The 17941-nt window shown below is 30.3% G+C and carries 15 protein-coding genes and 1 pseudogene; all 16 read right to left on the bottom strand.

The features are described from left to right. Positions 1-84: 84 nt before the first annotated feature. The 16 genes and pseudogenes from ACZM4J_RS09865 to tyrS all read right to left on the bottom strand — a co-directional run bounded on the left by ACZM4J_RS09865 (position 85) and on the right by tyrS (position 17436). Complete coding sequence (locus ACZM4J_RS09865; protein WP_118037517.1) at positions 85-618, bottom strand: 4'-phosphopantetheinyl transferase family protein; 534 nt, start codon at positions 616-618, stop codon at positions 85-87. A gap of 33 nt (positions 619-651) precedes the next feature. Beyond that, positions 652-915 carry a hypothetical protein gene (locus ACZM4J_RS09860; RefSeq protein ID WP_118037518.1) on the bottom strand — a complete coding sequence of 88 codons (264 nt, stop codon included), beginning with the start codon at positions 913-915 and terminating at the stop codon, positions 652-654. Positions 916-975: 60 nt separating this feature from the next. Further along, positions 976-2112 (bottom strand): hypothetical protein, encoded by a 1137-nt coding sequence (locus ACZM4J_RS09855; RefSeq protein WP_118037519.1) that lies wholly within the window; start codon positions 2110-2112, stop codon positions 976-978. 28 nt (positions 2113-2140) lie between these two features. Beyond that, positions 2141-3169, bottom strand: a complete 1029-nt coding sequence (locus tag ACZM4J_RS09850; RefSeq protein WP_118037520.1) for a nucleotidyltransferase family protein — start codon at positions 3167-3169, stop codon at positions 2141-2143. A gap of 178 nt (positions 3170-3347) precedes the next feature. Further along, positions 3348-3722, bottom strand: a pseudogene (locus ACZM4J_RS09845) (transposase); the annotation flags it as partial. A gap of 15 nt (positions 3723-3737) precedes the next feature. Further along, positions 3738-3947, bottom strand: coding sequence for a hypothetical protein (locus tag ACZM4J_RS09840; protein WP_489486063.1), 210 nt, complete (start codon positions 3945-3947; stop codon positions 3738-3740). A 225-nt stretch (positions 3948-4172) separates the two neighbouring features. Continuing rightward, positions 4173-4724, bottom strand: a complete 552-nt coding sequence (locus ACZM4J_RS09835) for a DUF5662 family protein (protein WP_243081079.1) — start codon at positions 4722-4724, stop codon at positions 4173-4175. A gap of 16 nt (positions 4725-4740) precedes the next feature. Continuing rightward, positions 4741-6933 carry a hypothetical protein gene (locus tag ACZM4J_RS09830; protein WP_489486061.1) on the bottom strand — a complete coding sequence of 731 codons (2193 nt, stop codon included), beginning with the start codon at positions 6931-6933 and terminating at the stop codon, positions 4741-4743. A gap of 24 nt (positions 6934-6957) precedes the next feature. Beyond that, positions 6958-8883: a carbamoyltransferase C-terminal domain-containing protein gene (locus ACZM4J_RS09825; protein ID WP_489486060.1), complete on the bottom strand. Its 1926-nt coding sequence runs from the start codon at positions 8881-8883 to the stop codon at positions 6958-6960. Positions 8884-8896: 13 nt separating this feature from the next. After that, the gene (locus ACZM4J_RS09820; RefSeq protein ID WP_118037524.1) at positions 8897-9769 is read right to left on the bottom strand and encodes a hypothetical protein; all 873 of its coding nucleotides are present in this window, start codon (positions 9767-9769) and stop codon (positions 8897-8899) included. Position 9770: 1 nt separating this feature from the next. Continuing rightward, positions 9771-10286: a hypothetical protein gene (locus ACZM4J_RS09815; protein WP_118037525.1), complete on the bottom strand. Its 516-nt coding sequence runs from the start codon at positions 10284-10286 to the stop codon at positions 9771-9773. A gap of 17 nt (positions 10287-10303) precedes the next feature. Continuing rightward, positions 10304-11995 (bottom strand): pyridoxal phosphate-dependent decarboxylase family protein, encoded by a 1692-nt coding sequence (locus ACZM4J_RS09810; RefSeq protein ID WP_489486059.1) that lies wholly within the window; start codon positions 11993-11995, stop codon positions 10304-10306. A gap of 121 nt (positions 11996-12116) precedes the next feature. Beyond that, positions 12117-13322 (bottom strand): glycoside hydrolase family 28 protein, encoded by a 1206-nt coding sequence (locus tag ACZM4J_RS09805; RefSeq protein WP_118037527.1) that lies wholly within the window; start codon positions 13320-13322, stop codon positions 12117-12119. After that, positions 13309-14100, bottom strand: a complete 792-nt coding sequence (locus ACZM4J_RS09800; protein WP_118037528.1) for a Rossmann-fold NAD(P)-binding domain-containing protein — start codon at positions 14098-14100, stop codon at positions 13309-13311. The genes ACZM4J_RS09805 and ACZM4J_RS09800 overlap by 14 nt, the downstream gene beginning before the upstream one ends. Positions 14101-14265: 165 nt before the next feature. Continuing rightward, positions 14266-14991: a nucleoside-diphosphate kinase gene (locus tag ACZM4J_RS09795; RefSeq protein WP_118037529.1), complete on the bottom strand. Its 726-nt coding sequence runs from the start codon at positions 14989-14991 to the stop codon at positions 14266-14268. Between the two features lie 513 nt (positions 14992-15504). After that, positions 15505-17436, bottom strand: a complete 1932-nt coding sequence (gene tyrS / locus ACZM4J_RS09790; protein WP_489486058.1) for a tyrosine--tRNA ligase — start codon at positions 17434-17436, stop codon at positions 15505-15507. Positions 17437-17941: the final 505 nt, after the last annotated feature.

Below are 17941 nucleotides of genomic sequence, written 5' to 3'. Positions count from 1 at the left end.
TATATTTTTCTATCATTGATTATTTCTCCAATTTACGATACTTCATTCATTGTAAAATTCTTACTGTATAAAGTTTTCCAAATATTACATAGATTCAATCATTCTACAAACCGTGATAACATATTCTTTATAAATTTGCGTTTCCATAACAATTCCTTTTCTACTATATGTATCCCACATTAATAAGTCTCTATTAAGTCCTGTTCCCAAACATTTACTATACGCTTCTTTCATAGTCCAAATTTTTGTCTCAATTAACTCTGTATTTACTCTGTTCCTTGATAAAGCCTTTTTCTCTGATTTGGAATAATACTTATTAATTATCGTAGTGCTGACTTTATGTATTTTTTCCACATCAATTCCAATTTTATGATTTTTCCCAACAGCTACTGCTACCAATCCATCTGTATGAGATATGCTCAAATCATAATCAATATGTTTTTGAAAAAAAGGTTTTCCCATTTCATCTTTTTCTATTATGCAATCTAAAAGCCCAAATGTATATGTAACCAGTTTCTGTACTTCCTTATAGGCTATTGATGACATTTCTATATCCTCTATATTAATGACTGGTATTATTTTTATTCTTACATCGCCACACATAGTCATATATTTCATCTAGTAACCCTTATTTCTATATTTTATAAATATTTATTCATTATTACTATCTTCGTATGCCTTCCTTACAATATCAATTAATGCCTGTATTGTCTTTGCTTTTCTAATTTGTGAAAGATAATCATCTAATTCAATACCTAATTCCTCTTCCAAATCAAGTATAAAAATAACGATTGATTCTGATGTAATTCCATTTTTAGGTCTTATCTCCATATCTGGTGTGGATTTCTGGTTAATTCCTTTCTGATGCATTATTTCTGTATGTATTCTCAATACAACCTCTTGAATATTCTTCATTTTGCCTCCTCTTTTCTGCTAATATATTTTGCTATAATTTACGCTTTTTTATCCGATAATTTATTTTTTATTAGTAAAATATTCACTTTTCACCTCTTCAGGCCAACTTTCTTCATTTAATCCATGTTGTAATAAAAATGCCAATACCCACCTTTGTAATCCAAACCCTACACAAGCTGTTACTGTATCTTCACAGTTTTCAACAGATATATTAAATGGATCAGTAAACGCCTTCCCATGAAGATTGTATGAGGCTGTTGATATAGATTTATCTGGCGAAATATTTAAGTGCATTTCATATTTGCTTTTATCTATATGCTGAATCTTTCTATACATTTGCATTTTGGGAACAACAAATGAATCTGAAGCAAGAGAAATATCCCCTATTAATTGTAGTTTAGACATTAATTCTTTGGATTTTTGCATAATTTTATTGCGGCTTTCTAAAATAAATTCATTTGAACCAATCATAACTATCTCTCGAACATGATAATCACATAACCGTCCTATTTCGTTATAATTAAGCCTACCTTCGTTTCTAAAAACATTCTGCCTAAATGTTACAATTGTATTATCCTTTAACGTTTTATCTTTATATTCGATATATGTATGAAAGCAAGCCGACGGAGACAGTGCAAATCTTGGTTCCTTTATTATTTCTTTTACTTTCTTGTCATGCATAGCTGCATCAGTCTGTTCTAAATCCTTAAGACTCTCATTTACTGTAGAGCAAAAAATTGCATATTGTGGTGTTTTTCTTACATATCCTGTCATAGAATAATCATCCAGTGGTAATAATACAGGATAGAGTTTTTCAACAGCTCCCAATTCATATGCGATCTCACTAAATTTTGAATCCAAAAAATCAAATAAAAATTTTCCTTTTTCACCAAAACCAATTTGTCCATTGCCAAAGGAAATCACTTCATTTTCTAGTGTGCTTATATCGTAATACCTTTTATCATAGAGACATTTTTCATAATAAGTTTCTCTAATTTTGTTTGGGATTGTATATCTCTTCATCATTTCAACAAGTATTTTTCTTATTTCCACTATCCTGCTATTATCTGAAATTTCGATTTCAATCCCATCTTCTTTTATTGCAACATTTTGTATATCTGGTGATACAAAACAAATACTTTTTATAAATTCTTCAATATCTATATTATCTGACGGAACAATTTGTATCTTACTCACTTCTTCATCTCCATTATTTAACTTTTTATTACTTTCCTAAACTAAATGAATCCTCAAAATATTTTTCAAACACGTGATTATTCACATATTTTTGATATATATCATTGTAATTACTTGAAATACACTCAATAATTTCGTTAATAAACTCCTGATTATAAAACTTTTGAATCGTCAAAAATGAATATAAGGCTTTTTCTATTATATTAAGCTCTTTAAACAGCTTGATTAGCTTCTCAGTATTCATATGTTTTTCAAAATGTCTTATAAAGTTTACCATATCTACTATTTTATATATAATTAGATTTCTCTTATTATTCACCCATATCTCACCTGTAGCTTCTCTATAAAAATGACAAATAAGAAATGCTAAATTTGTATCAATTTCTAATCCTCTGAATGAATACTGTTCACCATTATATACTCTAGTTCCTATATCAAACACTTTAGAATCAATCAAGTTATCTTTTCCATCAAATAAGAAATTAATGTCTATTTCTATAATTCCATCATCTGTCTCTTTCATATATGGAATCAAATCATGATAATTCATTCTCTGTATAAGTTTTTCTTTTCTTGATGCTTCTATCAATTTTCCTTCTTTCTTCTTTGCTTGAATATAACCCGCACTGCTTAATATTGCATCAAGCTGCTCTAAATCTTCTTCATGCACTAATAGATCCATATCATTTGATCTTCTTGTTCCTTTTGTATACAAACATGCACCATATATTATTCCCTTCAAGCCTGCATATCTAATATTACAATTTTCCAAGATGTCGTTAAGTTCATTTATATATTTATACATTTTTTCTTGATTTACTGCTTGTCCATATACTAACATTTCAATATTCTTTTTCAATTCCCTTGGTATCTTAGTGCGCTGTTCTTTAGTAAGTCCATTATAAAAGTATCCTCCTAGCCTATGATTCATAGCTATTCCTACCACTTCTATCCAATCTATTTGTTTGTCTAGTGCTTTATTAATATAATTAATCTCTTCTTCATTTTTTTCTATCAATACCGCATTTAATATAAATTCATGTTCTTTTTTTATCATCCTATTTCCTTTCTTAATTGATAAAATATAAAAAATATATCTTCTTATATAATATTGATTTTCTGAATTTTCATAAATAAACTATTGTTCCAATATATATGAGCCTTTATGCAACAATAATAATATTCGGTTATACAATAATGTCACGTAATTTTTCTAAAATTATCATGTCTTAATATTACTGACTTTTTACTGATAACTTAACATACTTCAAAATTGATGATAAATTACTTCTCACTGATACCTTATCTAAATTAAGGGGTTGTCGGGAAATAACGAAATTTAACTCCTGACAGCAAAAGAAAAGAACATCCCCTGAAACAAGCAGTTTTCTGCTCTGTTTTTCCTTCAATTTTTTGTATTTTCCCATGAAAAAACCTATGATATTTCTGCCAATGGCAAACAGCAGAAACTCCCTGTAGACTTTTTCCAAAGAACGGTAATTGAATCTTCTGAAATTTTTATTTTCCTTAATATCTCCCAAATAACCTTCGGTCTGGATGGAGCGAGTCTGACGGTTCACCATTCCCTTCTCACTCAGAATATTTGCATGAGACTCTTCCTGTAGTTATTCCCATTTCTCATTGATTTTCATGATTTTGTTTTTTTCTGTCTTTTTCAACATCATATTTATATAAGCACTCTGCTTTATGAGAACATCCGTTGCAGGCTTCACAGCCATAAACCTAATAAGTCTGTGTGTAACCTTCTCTGTTTCTTTTCTCAGTGTTAATATAATGAAGTTTTCTTCCGTCATGACATATTTAATATTTCTCACCATTCTCCATAAAACATTCCAACATGTAACGGAGAAAAGGTGATTGTCGTTAACCATGTTTTTTCTATTTTTCCAGTAAAAAGTCAGGGATAGATGAACTCATTCGGGTTCATCTATCTCTGTTTTAGACTATCCATTTCCCTACAGCCCCTTTTCAATCTCTATTATCAAGTACTTTTTTACATTCCATCTTTTCACTCTGTTATTATCTGCAGTAATCTATATCTATTGTTCTTTTAGCAATTTGCGTGCCAGCTGAAAGGCATTTTTTTCATCTTGCAAAGCCAAGCACATTAATAATTCTTCCAATTTTTGCATTGTATTACTATGCATCAGTAGTCTAGATTTTTGCGAAACAAAATATTCCAATGGATCTGAATTGCTATATGAATGTCCTTTATATATCTTACAAGCAGCAATTCGATCACAAAACATCTCTACCAAATATTTATTCGGCATCTCAATTGGAGTTATTTTTTCGTTTTTCTCAACAAACATTTTTTCACTATAATCAAGCCAATATTCATTATGATGTTTGTTTCTATTCTTATGATACAACCATGCTGATGAGTATCCCTCTCTACTTTTTTGAATGCTATTTGGACTACATTTCCCTGTATAATACTTTACACCAACCGAAAATTCAGTAAATGAAAATTTTGAAATATCATGTACAATTCCCTGCCAATATAATCCAACTTTCCAACAGTATCTACAGACGATATATTTATGGCATAAAATCATTCTAGTATGTCCAATAATATTATAAAGTATCAATTTATTCTCACCCTCACTAATCATTTATATAATTGTTATAATATTGTTTAAGAACTTCAATTGCGTGTGGCGTAATAAATTTCTCCAAATCTGCATAATCTTTTTCACTTAGTTTTTTTCTAACAACACTAGCTGAAATAACCTGATTATCTTCACTTAAAGTTCTTGGTATTACTAACGTATTGATACCATATTGAGGCAACACTTCCTCTAGATGCTCCACGAGTAATCTAGTATATAAATCATTTGGCTCTTCGCCTAAAATTCTATAGTTTATTCCTAACGCCTTGCAATATCTTTCCGCAAAAATACGTGTTTCTGCCCACACATTAGTTAAATCAAATTCGTTTTTGCCAGTTGTTCCTGTAAAATAATCAGGGAACATTCGATAAGATGACAAATATGTTCCACTCGGCAACACTTTGACATTGTCAAATTCGCTCACTGCATCTTCGGCAATCTCTAGTCTTTCAAGAAACTGTATCTCAGACAAAGAATCTTGTGCAACAAATACATAAACATAATCCATTTCTTTTGAAGCAAATTCAACTAGAGCTTTATGCCCTAATGTAAACGGATTTGCCTGTGTACATATTCCTCCTATTCTAGAAAACTTCGAATTATCTACAGCATATTTTTTTAACGACTCCGTATAATTCAACAATTCTTTATTAAATATGAACGCATCATTCCTAAAACTCAAATCACAATTATTATCTACATAATAACTTGATACTTCTTTTCTGTTATCACTTTTACTACATGATAACAACCCACGAGATTCTAACCCTTCAAATATGAGATTTGAATACATTTCATTTGCCAAATGATTACAATGATAGGGATTATTTAAAAACAAATTTTCAGTTCCATCAAACATCGACTTATCCATTATCACTGGAATATGATTTTTTTCTAATAGTTCTAATGCCCTCTCTGTGAAAGCATCCATTATAACAACTGTATCCCCCTCATTAAATTGTGTATCCATTGCATGAAGGAAATCATTGCAAAATGAAGCATATGGTGTATGTGTTGCAGATCCATGATTCAATATCTTAATAGTATCGGGTGAATGCTCATTTACTCTTTTCTGCAAATAACTCTCTATAGTATAATTATCAGTCACACACATTCCCTGCACAATACATGGTCCAAAAAAATGTACTTCCTTTGAATATTTAACTGGATTATCGCACGTTTCTCTTACTCCATCCTTAACGCTAATATACTTATTAGACCTTACATCCATTAAACAATTATATAAACCATTAAATCTTACCATTCTACCACTTAATTGACCAAGTTCTTTATCGGTAGCATATGAATAACATTCTTCATTTCCACGATAAAAAATCTTTAAATACTCGTTATCAATCAATACATCATTAATAGTCTTATTTTTAGACATAATGTTTTTGTCATTGGCTCCTAAGTATGAAATATCATCCTTCCCCACAGCATAAACTGCCAACAAATCCAACTTTTTCTTTCTGGTATATTCAACAAAACACTTTACCAACACTTCTGACATTACATCAAAAATAATATAAACATTCTTCTTTATATCAAACTTATCTAAATAATAGTTTCTATATTCATCTGGATATTTTATATCCAATACAGCTTGATAATCTCTTCCTTTATCAACATCATTTTTGTACAAATAATAGGAATCATAAAAACATGTGTTAATACCTATAAGTTTTTTAATAATATTATTTGTATAATCATCATCTGAATTAGTGATAACTGCTAATTTATCAATTCCTCTTTCTTCAAAAAATCTTGCTATTTCTTCTTTAAAAGCGGTTAATTCTGGAATCATATTCTTAATATGATACCTTTCTGTATTTTCTTTATATGTTATTGAATTATAATATTCTCCACATATTCTTCCCTGTTCAAAAACTGGCAAGCGGAATAATGTAACATCATCTCTAAATCGTTTATACACAGATATCCTGTCATTAATTTCAGCAATATTTATGTAGTCAAATTCCCGACAAATATTAATTTCATTTTTATTATCTCTTATTCCATTTTCAAAGTCTTTGCAACTAATTATACCTTCAAATTCTTTATCATTCATTACATATACATAATCATTTAAATGACAAATAAACCACTCAACAAGTACATCGAAATTGATTTTTTCTTTTTCAAGAACTAAAAAACCCTCTTCCCTGTATATTATATTAGTTTTCATATTATTTCTTTCCTCTCAATTTTATTATAAAATCTCTCTCTTTAATGAAATTGCATTTTTTTCCATAAATTTACTTGCTATTTTGATTATTTTTTCACAATCCTGTTGTTTATCCAAGTCATAATTAATATAAACTTCAGGATTATCATAATAGAAAGTTAATATTTCTTTATTAAGTCCATGTGGATTATACTCTTGATTAATCTTAACAATATCGTCTTCCGTCAAATGAGAAAAAATATTAGTATTTCTCTCCATTATTTTTCGTGAATACTTGTTACAATCTCTATCATCAGTTCGCTTTAAACAAACTCGCATTCCATCTACATACAAAATACTTATTCCTTTATTAAGACAAAAATCGATTGCTTGACTAACCGTTTGAATTATAGGCTCTCCCCTATCATTAAGAGATGTATTACAGATAACTGGAACATCTGTAATATTATTAAATTCTTGTATGACACGATAAAGTAAATCATTATCCGACTCAGAAATTGTTTGTACTCTTGCAGTACCATCAAGATGAACTATCGCAGGAATTTTTTCTTTCCATTCCTCTTTAACATCAAATGCTTCTAACATGAATGGACTTTTTCTTCTCTGTTCAAAAATAGTACTTACATATTCTTCAATGACAATTGGTGCAACAGGGCGCCACCACTGTCTCTCTTTAATACGATTAAGCTCGTCCTTCATTAGTTCACTAGTTGGATTAGCTAACAGCGATCTATGTCCCAACGCTCTTGGTCCTATCTCAGCTCGTCCCTGAACCCACACTACAATATTATTTTTTATATCCTCAGCTGCCTGCTTTGCCGAGAACTCACTAACATTGATAATATATTTATCGAATATTTTAATAGCATCTTCAAACGTATCTCCTTCAAAATCATTCAAATCAGCACCATAAAAAGGATGCTTAAGAGAAAATTTAGGAATACAATCCATTTTATGATAAAAAGCTAAAAGACCAATTCCCATAGCCTCCCCACAATCATTCGCACAAGGGGGAATTTGCATTCTTTTAAAATTATATTCATCCATTAAAAAAGTATTTGTTGGACAATTAAGTGTAAATCCTCCTGCTAATCCCAACACAGTATCTTCACATTTTATATCAAATTTTTCTACCGCCTGACTTACATTCTCACTTACTATTTCCTGTGTTTTTTTATTTATTTGTTTCATAAAAGCACTGATATAATTTTCTTTTTCTGAAAATCTTTCATCAACTGAAAATCCATATTTCTCAATATGCTTTGCCAATCCGTCTAAATATTCCAATGCATTTTCAAGCGCAGCTTCATCTATCAACTCAACTTCTTTATTGTAGTCGACATTAACCTCTGCTTTACAAGCAGATGCTAAAGCCATAAGAGTACCCTCTCTCATACAAAATCTTTTTTTTGAACTTGACCATAATTTTCCTGGCGATTGAACAGGAAATATTTCTAATGAATTATCATGCCAATATGCACCTGAATAATACAGCTTATAATATGCACCATACTGTCCAACACTATCAGGTCCACTGTCTAAAGCAAACATCAAAATATCTTCATTTTCTTTATTTTCTTCACATAAAAATGCAGAAAACAAATGACATATATTATGATATCCTATGCCATTATAAACATTCTCATCTATATAATCGTTTGCCGTATCAATTGATGGTGTCCCCCAAATTTCTACTATATCTTCCATTTTCAAACCTACTGTTTTAAGTAAAAATTCAATAGTAGAATAAAGCTGTTCTGTTGAAAAAAAAGTAAATGTATGCTGTTTCCATCCGGAAAAACGTTCTAATTCCCAATATCGCACCAACTCGATAGTATCTGATTTTTTATACCATAACGCCACAGTCTGATCGTGTCGTAATTTAATATCTAATGCACATGGCAACTTACCGTCAACTAAAAAAGTTGACAAATAATATCCATCTTTCATTTTGAAATTCCTCCTACATATGAATATGTTCTTCTTTTGATATACATTTAAACTTCCCACAATTCAAAATACTACTTATAAAGTAGCTAGGATTTTTTACTCGCAATATAGCCTTATCATATAAAGAAGAACAATTCGCTATAACGTTTCTTAAAAACTTTACTACCTTATCTGAATCGACTTCATTTTCATTAATTACACTTATTTTAATTTCTGCCACTCTATCAACATAAGGCAAAACACTCGTAACTAATGCTGGCTTTTCTTCATCCTCACAATAACTAAAAACAAAATATCCATCTACATTATTGTCATAAAAATGCTTATATCGTATTGGATTTTTTTCATCATCTTGGATAAATTTACAATCCTTAATATCCTCATAAGAAAATAATGAACTAACTGCGTCAAATTCTTCTTTATACTTCATTGGTTCAATCTCATATACTTCCCAGTAATGTACATAAAAATCTTTTTGCATTTTTTTTAGATACTCACGTTCATTTTTTCTAAACGTAATAATTTCAAATTTTTTTGATTCTTTACTGATTTCTTTATATAAACTCATAAATACATCAATACTTTCTGATACAATAATTATATATTCCTCATAATCTAACAAATCATAAAATTCATCAAATGATGCTCTAATTGCAACCCCCTCAATCACTTCATCCTTATAATATGCAATTCTATTAACATCTTGAGTAACAGATATTTTTTCATCTATAACTCTATAAGCATCATACCGTAACATCCTTAGCGTTTTTTCAAATGCAGTAAGACAAAAGGCTGAATGCAAGTGCAAATCACATGGAAAAGAAGTAACTAAATATTTATAAGCATCGTTATATTCTTTTGAATCACCTTCAATATCAACTATCATATTATTTCCCTTTCACTCCTAGAATTCTATCAACAAAATCTAAATCTGCATAAGAAATAGAAATATTTTTCACCTCATCAGCATAACATCCAATTCCTAACTCTATATTCATTTTCATTTTATCAATTTGTTCATCTGTAAAGCCTTTAATCAACAACTTTACTTCATACTTGACTTTATGATTTGATTTTCCTCTCTTGTTTGGTGCATGTCTACGTAAAACACACCATCTACAAAACTTATCAAGAAGATAATCCTCATTGCTCATAAACCATACAATTTTATCCATTCTATGAGATGGAAAAGTACTTTTATAATCCAGATTACCGTTCAACCTGTTTTCTTTAATTATTAATGAAGCTTTATCGAGCAATGTATAATGGACCAAGCCATTTTTTATAATACTCTCACGTCTTTTTTTGCAAAGATTTATAATTGTTTCATGTGCAATGAGCCAATGAATAATCTTAATTACAAAAATAAATATAGCGCATATTACTATAACATATAATTCCATAGACTCTATCACCTATTCTATCTTGTGACAAAAGGTTTAGGTCTAAATGGCGAATCAGTCAATTCCATAGTCTCCCAAACTTCATCAAATTTATCTAATATTGCTTTAAATTCAGAATAGAAAGACTCTAAATAGTCTTCATTGCAAAATGGTGACATTGGGAAAAACTTCATCACTCCGATTTTAATTTCCCTTATCGTTGTTTGTTTTGAAACATAATCAAGCAAAAAAGGTATTTCATTTCTAACACTCAATTGCAACGCATACAAATAAAATTTGTGATTATACTTCGCAATTTTCAATAATTCTTCATCACTAAAACTCTCTATATTCGTTTTTAAACTAGTACGAAGTTCAAATGGCAAAAGCATTACTAAAGCCACAAATCCATGTGCATCATTGTTTCTGCAAATTGAATAGTCTGCATTATCGAAATGTTTACGAAGACTGCATCCTGTTTCAACTAATGTCCCTATTATTCTTTGGTAACCACCTTTACCTAGTTGTTTTAATGAAATCCATGCTTCTAACGCACTTACACCCGCTCTAGATGATTCCAACGTAAATGTGAAAGGCGCATATATACCATATACCATATCATCCATAGTTGCTTGTTTGGGTTCTCCCAAGTTAAATACTTTTTGTTTATCCTTACATATGAACATACTACACAAATATGGTGAATATCCAGTTTTATGAAAATCAACCCCAAATGAATCCGCCAAACTTATATCTTTAACATGATTATAAACATATTTTAATTCAACTATAGCATCCTCTGAAAATTCTAATGGATTTTGAATAAAATCATATGATTCAAACATTAACCATGCCCATCCAATAACAGAATCAACATGTATATGAGGACAATAATCCAACGCATACTTGTCAATCAAACTTTTTCTCATTTCAACAACTTTAGCAATTTCATCAATTGTAGTATATAATGTTGAGCCACCATTAACTATGATACATGCAATTTTTTCGCCATACATAATACACTTTTCTAGTTCATCTTTCAATATATCAAGATTCATCTGTCCATTATCATTAACTGGAACTCTAACACAATTATCGCTTCCAATACCTAACCATTCACAGTTTTCGTAATGACATGGATGTCCCTGTTCCGTTGAAAAAACTTTTACTTTCTCATTTAACAATCCTTGATATCTTGTCTTTGGCAAGCACGAATTTAAGCCAGTTCTGATTGCATATAATACTGTACTTTTTCCGCCAAATGTCATAAAACCAGATGCTTTATTATAATCCCATTTTACTAAATCACATACCATTTTCATTACTTCCATCTCTGCGAAAGCCATATTACCAGAAGGTACATCCATCGCAAGATTAGGATTAAACATGTTTCCACATGCAGTTGCTGCAACAGATGAAATCAATGGTGGTGGTGTAATATTAATCATAACTCCTGGAGAATTCCACTTTATCAAACCTTTATAATAAAACGACAACTCATCAAGCATTTGTTCGAATTTAACTGGCTCTTCAGGTATTTCAGCCTCTGAAACCATATCTGCATACGAAACTCCACTTGTACTTCCCACTCTCACAGATGACTCAGCCATTATCGCTTTATTATATTCCCATATATGATGAATCTGCTCTTCAAGCAAACCCAAGTTACTCATTTTAGGATCTAAAAACATATCTTTAATTGCTGATAATCTTTTTTCAACTTTCGACATAATAACACACATAATCCAATTATCTTATAAGAAATTTGAATTATTCCCTTTCTCCCATTATTCCGGGTATTTTTGATTTCTATAATTTTTTTATTTATATTTTTCATTATTATATAAATAATCAAATTTCTTTCAATAGAATTCCATTATCTACTACATTTTTAAAATAAACTGATGCACCAATCACTTCTACTCCTCCTTTTGAATATGATACAACATCATTTAGAGTAATGCTTCTAATCGGAGATGATTGAATGCCTCTGACATACATCAATTTACCGTATCTATTATTTATATTAATTCTTTCCAACTTTAATTCACTTATTATAGGAATTTCATTTGCAATGTCCTTTTCTTTCTCTACTTTGTAGCACTCATCCACATAAATAGCTGCTTTATAATTGGTCAAATTTACATTTTTTAAATCATAATTTACCAAATTGCAATCTTCCACCACAATATTAAAAATGTATCCACCACGTTTTATATTTGCTTTAACACTTAAAATACTTAGCACATTGATAAATACGCAATTCTGAATCTTTATATTCTCGATGCCTCCAGACATTTCACTTCCTATGGCAACTCCCCCAGCACCACCCAAAAACATATTATCTTTTACAAATATATTTCGACACGCCTTTCCTATAATTCTACCCTCATGATTTTTACCTGATTTTATCGATATACAATCATCTTGACTATCAATAACACACTTACTTACTATTGCATCAGTTGTAGAATCAAATGTAATTCCATCACCATTTGTTAAGTCTAAATTTTCATTAGTAAAATTGAAATTATATTTAGAATAAACGTGTATATTAGAAATACGAACATTTTTGCAATAAATCACATGTATGGTCCATGCTGAAGAATTACAAATTGTAATTCCAGTAATAGACAGATTCCGTGTATTTCTGATGCTAATTACTCTTCCTCTGCAAAACTTATCAGATTCCATTTCCTTTGCATACAATTCGTCTCCAGATCCATCGATTACTCCTTGCCCACATATTTGTATATCACTATGTTCTCCATCTAAAACATTTATCAAGCTACTATAACACTCCTGTTCAATACCTTCAAATCGATAAATAAATGAAGGATAATCTCCAATATTATTACTCCCCTTGAGTACAGCTCCATTTTGAAGAATCAATCTCACACCACTATGAAGAAACAATGCACCAGTCAGAAAAATTCCTCTAGGAATAATCACCTCATCACCACGTTTGCACTGATCTAGAGCCCTTTGAATAAATCGAGTGTTTATTGTCTTATTATCTGCTATTGCACCGAATTCAATAATGTTATATTTTTTCATAGTCTACACAAACATTACTCATCTTTTTACGTAGTATATCATTTTTTTCTATAACAGATTTTAGCAATGTCATATCGCACACCTTTTCTCCTTGATATACAATGGCAGAAATATCTTTAGGCAAGCAGGCTCCACCATACCCTCTATTATCTGAATACACAAACGTATGACTACGTCCCATACGTGGATCCAGTAACCATGTTTCACGTAATTCTGTATAATTCACTCCCATTTGCATAGCCAAATCATAAAATTCATTGCAAAAAGTTACTTTTGTAGCGAAAAAACAATTTTCCATATATTTAGCTAATTCAGCAGTTTTTGAATCAACCATATTAATAAATAAGTCTGATGTTAATACTTTCTGATATGCTGAAACAACTATTTCTGAGTCATCTTTATCGCCTCCAAGCGTAATCCATCTTTGATTTTTTAAATCCGCAAACGGATGCTCAATCGTTTCTCCATAGTATTCTGGTTGAAAGATTATTTTTTTACCAGTTTTTTTCTTCATACGCTCTGTAAAACCTATTGGAACTGTCGATCTTATAACAATAATAGGTGTATCAACCCACCCTAGGACCTGTTCAACTATAGTAGTATCGCAACTACCATCCTGTGCCATAGGGGTAGGCACACACACAAACGAAAGATCACACATATTGAGCTCATCCCTTGTTCCTATCTTTTTAGGTTCATCAAATAAATATGCATTTACAAACAACTGTTTCATAGCAGTTCCTACGTGTCCACATCCAATAATACCTACTTTAATCATAAAAAATGTCCTTTCCTTATTTTATATAAAGTTCATCAATTGCAGAAACAATTCACCGAACATTTCATAGCCTTTTTTTCAAACTATATGTATACAATTCTTTCATATTTTGCTACTCTCCTCTCTCTTACAACTTTCCTTTCTTTAAATAAAAACTTTATATTATTAATTGTTAAATAACATATTACTATCTACATTAATATTCATTTTAGAAAATTTTTCTTTTATATTAAGATATTCTTCCTTTTTATCAAAACTAGCTATTAAAACACGACCATTCATCTCTGCCTGCAAAGCCAATATATATGCAACTTCAATAGAATAATTTTTCAATGCACATGATACTGTATTGGCAACATGATCGATTGAATTAAAATTATCATCCTTTAAATACAACATGTACTTATTATCCCTGCAATGTGCGAAATCATGATTCCATCCATAATCACCAATTAATCCCCATATTTTCTTTGAAATTGGATTAATCCCAACATTTACATTTCCTTCATCACTCTTTGTTCGCTCATTTAAATAATTAAGCTGTAATATACGCTCTGATTCATTTTCGGGCGTATGCATACAGTTTTTCAATTTGCATATTGCATATTTTTTTCTTATGTTATATTTAATCTCATTCAACACTTCATCATTAAAGTCACCTTCCAAAAAAAGAACTTCACTCTGTTTCATAGTTAAATAACACTTTAACAATCCATTTAGTACAACCGATTTTTTCGATTTTGGCCAAAAAATATCCACTTCTTCTTGATTTAACATTATTACTTCCGAATTCGTTATCTTAATATTTTTATTCTGTATTTCTGTTATAATTATTCTTCTCAATACCTTATTATAAACTGCATCTGGTTTAATAAGAACAAATGATTCCATTATTATCTCCCGCCTATATATTTCATCATTTTATCAATACGGTTTTTAATTCCATCTTTAGTTGTATTAATACTACAAGTATACTTTAGTGACTTGTCAATATAGCAAATCACTTCTAAAATAAATCACCACTAAAACTTCTATTGTTGATGCTACCACACTATAGTATTAAGCAAAACATTCTATTGTTCTCTTTTTTTTACCTATTATTCTTTTTATACACTCTCTTATTTGACACTTGCATTAGATTACTCATCGAATCTGTGATTTGTTTAATATAGTCACTCATAAATGTACCTCCTTGCAATTAAGACTTCTTAATTGCAAGGAGGTACATTTTGATTCTTTTTTATCAAGCATTTGTCACAAAAAAAAAGACCCCAGTACTATTTCTAATACTAAGATCTTTTAATGCGGCTTAACTTAATAACATTGAGCAAGTCGCCTCCTTTTACAATATAAAATGAACCCTATTTCACCCCTAAGAATTTTGATTACCTCAATATAACTCAACTACTTTTGTTTAATCTTAAAGTACTTACTTTTTCCCATTTTCAAAACAGCCTCACCATTCTCAACAAAAATCTCTTTAACATCTAATACTTTTTTTCCGTCTAGTTGTGCTCCACCTTGACTAAAGATTCTTCTAGCTTCACTTTTCGATTTATAATAACTATGTTCAACTAATGCATTCAAAATCAACTCTCCGATTAAAACGTCACTCTGATTTTCTATCTCAATTACAGGAACATCATCTGGCATTGCATTTTGTTGAAAAACAAGCTTAAATCTTTTTTCAGCCAAATCAGCAGCATCTTTTCCACAATATAATTTTGTTATTTCAAAAGCGAGCATCATCTTAACATCTCTAGGGTTCATACCATCATCAAGCATTTTCTGTATTTTAGCAATCTCATTTGGATGAACATCTGTGCATAGATTATAATACTTTATAATCATATTATCTGGAATTTTCATTATTTTTTCATAGATAACAGTTGGCTCTTCACTTATTCCAATATAGTTTCCAAGACTCTTACTCATCTTTTCAACCCCATCTATTCCTTCTAACAAAGGCATAAACAAAGTCAGCTGTGGCTCCTGACCATAATCTTTTTGAATGTTTCTTCCCATTAAGATGTTAAAAGTCTGATCAGTCCCTCCCAATTCGATATCTGCTTTTACCGCAACAGAATCGTATGCCTGCATCAAAGGATAAAAAAACTCATGTACTGATAAAGGAAGATGATTTGTATATCTATTATTAAAATCATCTCTTTCTAACATACGTGCAACAGTACATTTTGCTGCAAGTTCGATGACATCCCCAAAATTCATTTTGCTTAACCATTCACTGTTATAGTAAACTTCAGTTTTGTTTTTATCAATTATCTTAAATATTTGTTCCATATATGTATTTGCATTTCTTTCAACATCTTCTCTAGATAATTGTTTTCTTGTTTTTGATTTTCCTGTAGGATCACCTATCATACCAGTGTAATCACCTATAATGATTACTGCTTTGTGTCCCAATTCTTGTAACTGTCTAATTTTTCTAAGCACAACAGAATGACCTATATGTATATCTGGTGCAGAAGGGTCAAGTCCCAATTTAATTCTTAATGGCCTATTTTCCTTCTTTGCTTGATTCAATTTTTTTCTAATATCAGAAATCGCTGTATGTTGTGCCACTCCTTTAAGCATAATAGATATTTGATTTTCAATTTCTAATTCTTCTTCTGTCATTTTTCCAAAACGAACTTCAGAATTTTCAAGAGTAATAACATTACTTTCTGCTTCAACTCCAAAATATTTTTTGATGAGTTCACACAATTCATTAATTGCAGCATCAACTCTATCATGGTTCGCATAAAAGCCATCAATAGGAAGTATAAAGTTTGTAGAATTCTCATCAACTCTTCCAGCCGGCAACTGTCTCCACATCCAACGTCTTGTTCTAACAGAATGACCACAAGTGTAAATAGGCTCTCCTGGTTTAAGTACATCATTACCATTATTATCTTCTATTTTACAATCATCATCATTAGATAATCTAACAACAAGATCATTATCCAGTGAATCTGTGTCATGTACTCCTACTGGTACCTTATATTTCAAAGAAATATAATTCGCCAAGTCGACTATAGGACTAATTGAAGGAAATTCACCTTTTTTAACAATTCGATTCAAAAGAGCTTCTATAGAACATGGATATTTTGAGGGGTTAATATTATAAGATTTAAGTGCTTCACGATATAAATCAAGTTCTTTTACCCCTTTAACACTATTATCAGCAAAGCTCTCTGATATTATTCTTACTTCATTTTGTAAAATTTCATGAATCCCTGCAGATTCTTTTTTATTATCTATTCCTTCTACAATAACAACTCCTGTGTATATTCCATCATTAGTTGCCAATATTTTCTTGTCAATTTTAAAAAACATCTTCTTTTACCTCTTTCCTAATAATAATTATATAAATTAATGAAAGAGAAGTTCATTCACAATAGGACAAACTTCTCCATGATACCACCTATAATTCATATACAACTCACATTGTATACCTTATCTATACTTGATGTACAAAACACATATAACAGTGCAACCGTTGGCAACTACTTACTTTTTGACTCGCTTTCAACGCCAAAACTTCAAGATGTATTCATATAATTTTTCTGATGGCTCGCACCAACCGGCAATTCTCTTACAAATCTTTACATATATTACTTGTTCTTTTAACAGCAAGTTGTTATTTAATTATCAAATGGTGCAAACTAAATTCGAAGCATCGCTGAAAATTCAATAAAACTACAACATATCGCCTTTAACTACTCATACATTTTTGCATTATACCCCTAACGACTATGTTTGTCAATTACACTCATGCACTAGATAGAGTAATTATACTGTCAGTTAGGAAAGATTAGAGAACTCCTTAGATATAATGAAT

Source organism: Eubacterium sp. (assembly GCF_057858645.1).
Note: the sequence above shows the minus strand (reverse complement) of the source record. Positions and strands in the feature narration are given on the sequence as shown.